At 69.1% G+C, this 4,637-nt stretch carries 4 protein-coding genes; 2 read left to right on the top strand and 2 right to left on the bottom strand.

Features of this window, described 5'->3' with window-relative positions; genetic code table 11:
• Both G6017_RS06875 and G6017_RS06870 read left to right on the top strand, forming a co-directional pair.
• Positions 1–1,318: ATP-binding domain-containing protein (locus G6017_RS06875; protein WP_182616623.1), on the top strand; the 1,318-nt coding region annotated here is incomplete at its 5' end.
• The gene (locus tag G6017_RS06870; protein WP_182616621.1) at positions 1,315–1,746 is read left to right on the top strand and encodes a DUF732 domain-containing protein; all 432 of its coding nucleotides are present in this window, start codon (positions 1,315–1,317) and stop codon (positions 1,744–1,746) included. The genes G6017_RS06875 and G6017_RS06870, both read left to right, overlap by 4 nt.
• Before the next feature lie 19 nt (positions 1,747–1,765).
• On the opposite strand, the gene G6017_RS06865 is transcribed toward G6017_RS06870, so the two are convergent.
• On the bottom strand, positions 1,766–2,215 hold the full coding sequence (locus G6017_RS06865; protein ID WP_182616620.1) for a universal stress protein: 450 nt from the start codon (positions 2,213–2,215) through the stop codon (positions 1,766–1,768).
• A gap of 92 nt (positions 2,216–2,307) precedes the next feature.
• A complete protein-coding gene (uvrB, locus tag G6017_RS06860) occupies positions 2,308–4,443 on the bottom strand; it encodes an excinuclease ABC subunit UvrB (protein ID WP_182616618.1) in 2,136 nt (711 codons plus the stop codon).
• Between the last annotated feature and the right edge of the window lie 194 nt (positions 4,444–4,637).

Below are 4,637 nucleotides of genomic sequence, written 5' to 3'. Positions count from 1 at the left end.
CATCAACGCTCTCACGGAGCAGTACGTGGCGTCCCTGACCGATCCCGTCGGGCACGCGGAGGACGCCGCCTGGTCCCCCGAGGGCGACGGGGTCGGGGATCTCGGGGACCCCGCCCGGCCGCTGCTGGACGCGGAGGACCGGGCCGCGCTGCGCACAGAGGTCGAACGCGCGCCCGAGGTCCTCGCCGCGATCGACGAGTGGTGGCCCACCCTGCGGCCGGAGCAATTGTTGGCCGACCTGTTCTCCAGCCGCGAGCGGATCTCCGAGGCTGCCGGCGACTATGTGGCCGAGGACCAGGAGGCCCTCTTCCGCGCCGACGGTGGGGCGTTCTCGGTGGCCGACGTCCCGCTCCTCGACGAACTCGCCGAACTGCTGGGCGAGGACCCCACCGAGGAGGGCAACGAGGCGGACCGAGCCTGGGCCGAACAGGTCCGACAGGCGGAGGAGGCGCTCGAGATCCTCACCGGGTCGGCGGTCCAGGACATCGAGGACGACCTGGACCCGGAGGTCCTCATGGCGTACGACGTGGTCGACGCGGAGTCGCTCGCCCGGCGGCACAGTGCGGACTCGGACCTCACCGTCGCGGATCGTGCCGGCGCGGATCGGACGTGGGCGTTCGGTCACGTGATCGTCGACGAGGCGCAGGAGCTGTCCGCCATGGCGTGGCGCGCGCTGATGCGTCGCTCCCCCAACCGCTGGATGACCCTCGTCGGGGACGTCGCCCAGACCTCCAGCCCTGCGGGCATCGACTCGTGGGAGGACGCGCTCTCGCCGTACGTGGACGACCGGTGGGTCCTCTGCGAGCTCACCGTCAACTACCGCACCCCGGAGACAGTCTCCGCGGTCGCGGAACAGCTGCTCGCGCAGATCGACCCGGGGGCGACCTCGCCGCGCCCGGTACGTGCGGGACGACGGCCTGTCGCGTGGCTCGAGACCGACACGGGCTCGGTGGGCCGGGTGGTGGCCGACGAGGTCTCCCTCGTGCCGGAGGACCGGGCCGTGGCCGTGCTCCTCCCCGATGACCTCGGGCACGAGAACGCCCCCGGGATCGCCGCCCTCAGGGACACCGTGATCGCGGCGCGCCCCGACGCCTCGGTCCTCCCCCTGGCCCTGGCCAAGGGACTCGAGTTCGACGTGGTGGTGGTGGTCGATCCGGAGCACGTCCTCGGACGTTCGCCGCAGGGGCTCCAGGATCTGTACGTGGGGGCCACCCGCGCCACCCAGGAACTGGTCCTCGTCCAGCCCGGTCGGTTCGGGCCACTGCTCTCACGGATCCGCGAGTCCGTCTCCGACGACACAGAGGAGCTCAGCGCATGAGCGACCACGCGGTGCGGATCCCGGCCGCCGTGGCGTTGTGCGCGGTCCTCGCGGTGGGCGGCGGTTGCGGGCCCGCGGAGGAGGCGACCGACCGGACCGTGAGGGCGGAGACCACCGGTCGGGGCGCCGAGGCCGAGGCCGGGGGGCCCGCCGCCGTCGGCCCGAGAGGCCCTGCCAGGAACGGCAGCGAGCAGGATTTCCTCGACGACCTGACGGCGTTCGGACTACCCACGGAGATGACCGCGGCCACCACCGTCGAGGTGGGGATAGGGATCTGTCGGAGCATCTCCGACGGGTCCGACACCGAGACCATCCTCGATCACCTCCGCCCGCTCACCAGCGCGATCGCCGCGCAGGATCCGGAGCGCGACACCGCGGAGGTGGGCCGGGCCATCATCGATGCGAGCCGGGCCCACCTCTGCGGTTGACGCTCCCTGTTCCACCGACTCAGGTCGTGTGGACGATGAGCACGTCGCAGATGGCCCGGCGGGCCGCATCCGCGGGCACCGAGCCCAGGAGCCGGCCGGTCAGAGAGTTCAGGCCCTTGTTCCCCACGACGAGCAGATCCGCCTCCACCTCGTCGGCCAGCTTGATGAGCGATTCGACCGGCGCGCCCTTGACGGTGCGCGCCTCGACCGTCGCCGCCCCTGCGGCGACCGCCCGGTCCTTGGCGGTCCGGACGATGTCCTCGGCCGGGTTGTCACCGCGGATCTGATAGGCGTCGTCGCCCAGCTGATCGGCGGCCTGGCTGACCGAACGCGGATCGGCGGGCACGTAGGCGCAGGCGATCACGAGGGTCGCGGACTCGTCGGCGGCAAGCGACGCGGCACGATCGACGGCCCGGTAGGACGACTCCGAGCCGTCCGTACCCACGACCACCTTCTTGTAGGCGCTCAATTCTCTTCCTCTCGTCGGCAACAAGTTCTACCCAGCGTAGTGCGCGTGGGTCCCCGCCGTGCCCGGTAAGCGCGCGACGTCACAGTGACGGGTCAGTCGATTCCCGCCTCGCGCATCCCCTTGAGCTCTTTGCGCAGCTCGGCGATCTCGTCCCGGAGCCGTCCCGCCAACTCGAACCGTAGGTCCGTTGCCGCCGACATCATCTGCTCGGTCATCTCCCCGACGAGTTTCTCGAGTTCCTTCCGTGGCCGCGCCGACTCCCCCGCCGCCCGTGCACCCACGAGCTCGGGGCGGTCCCGCGGATCGGAGGACGACTCCCCGTCCTTGTCCTCCCCGACCCTGTCGAGGATGTCGGCGATCTTGCGCCGCAGGGGCTGCGGGTCGATGCCGTGCTCGGTGTTGTACGCGACCTGCTTCTCGCGTCGACGGTCGGTCTCCTCGATGGCCTGTCGCATCGCCTCGGTGACGGAGTCCGCGTACATGTGGACCTCGCCGGAGACGTTGCGGGCCGCACGGCCGATGGTCTGGATGAGCGAGGTGGCCGACCGGAGGAAACCCTGCTTGTCGGCGTCGAGGATCGCCACCAGCGAGACCTCGGGGAGGTCGAGTCCCTCCCGGAGCAGGTTGATGCCCACCAGGACGTCGTACTCGCCGCGTCGCAGGTCGCGGAGCAGCTCCACCCGCTGCAGGGTGTCGATCTCCGAGTGCAGGTAGCGCACACGCACACCGAGTTCCAGCAGGTAGTCCGTGAGGTCCTCGGACATCTTCTTGGTCAGGGTGGTCACCAGCACCCGCTCGTCCCGATCGGCCCGGGCGCGGATCTCACCGAGGAGATCGTCGATCTGCCCCTTGGTGGGCTTGACGACGATCTTCGGGTCCACCAGCCCGGTGGGACGGATGACCTGTTCGACGAACTCGCCCCCCGTCCGTCCCATCTCGTACGCGCCGGGGGTGGCCGACAGGTACACGGTCTGACCGACCCGGTCGGAGAACTCCTCCCAGGTGAGCGGTCGGTTGTCGAGCGCTGACGGGAGCCGGAAACCGAAGTCCACGAGATTGCGCTTGCGGGAGGCGTCGCCCTCGAACATCGCGCCGATCTGGGGAACGGTCACATGGGACTCGTCGATGACCGTGAGGAAGTCCTCGGGGAAGTAGTCGATCAACGTGGCCGGGGAGCTGCCCGCTGCGCGACCGTCGATGTGCCGCGAGTAGTTCTCGATGCCGGAACAGAATCCGACCTGCTGCATCATCTCGATGTCGTACGAGGTGCGCATCCGCAGTCGTTGGGCCTCCAGGAGTTTGCCCTGGTTCTCCAGCTCCGCCAGCCGCACCTCCAGTTCCTCCTCGATCGAGGCGATGGCCCTGGCCATGCGGTCGGGTCCGGCGACGTAGTGCGTCGCGGGGAAGATCCGTACCTCGTCGACCTTCCGGACGACGTCTCCGGTCAGGGGGTGGATGTAATAGAGGGCGTCGACCTCGTCACCGAAGAACTCGATGCGCACGGCGAGCTCCTCGTAGGTGGGGATGATGTCGACCGTGTCACCCTTGGCGCGGAACGTCCCGCGTGTCATCGAGACGTCGTTGCGCTCGTACTGCACGTCCACCAGCAACCGCAGCAACCGGTCGCGTTCGACTTCCTGGCCCACGGCCAGGGAGACGGACCTGTCCAGGTAGGACTGTGGTGTGCCCAGACCGTAGATGCACGAGACCGAACTGACGACGACGACGTCGCGCCTCGACAGCAACGACGACGTCGCGGAGTGCCGGAGCCGCTCCACGTCGTCGTTGATGGACGAGTCCTTCTCGATGAAGGTGTCCGTCTGGGCGATGTACGCCTCGGGTTGGTAGTAGTCGTAGTAGGAGACGAAGTACTCGACGGCGTTGTTGGGCAGCATCTCCCGCAACTCGTTGGCCAACTGCGCGGCGAGGGTCTTGTTGGGGGCCATCACCAGGGTCGGCCGTTGGACCTGCTCGATGAGCCAGGCCGTCGTGGCGGACTTACCGGTACCGGTGGCCCCGAGCAGCACGATGTCCCGCTCTCCCCGCCCCAGCCGCTCGGTGAGCTCGGCGATCGCCGTCGGCTGGTCCCCGGACGGGACGAACTCGCTGACCACCTCGAACCGGTCGGTGGTGCGCTCGACATCCCCGATGGGACGGAACTCGGAATAGGAGAGGACGGTCGGGTCTGCGGGGATCCCGTCGTCGGGGATCTCGGTCGCGAATGCCATACCCTCAGCCTACGAGGCTCCGCACACCCCCGCCCGACAGCGATGTCCCTCGGATGTCAGAGGCGACAACTACACTGCGCCCAAGCTCGCTAACCCTATGCTGTCTCGTCTGGAGAACCCCGTGGCCTGGACCCTCAATCGTCGTCGTACCCATCGTCCCCGCCTCCGGACTGGGCCGTTCGCGACGGCGACCG

The organism is Dietzia sp. B44 (genome assembly GCF_014145245.1).
Taxonomy (GTDB): Bacteria; Actinomycetota; Actinomycetes; order Mycobacteriales; family Mycobacteriaceae; genus Dietzia; species Dietzia natronolimnaea.
Note: the sequence above shows the minus strand (reverse complement) of the source record. Positions and strands in the feature narration are given on the sequence as shown.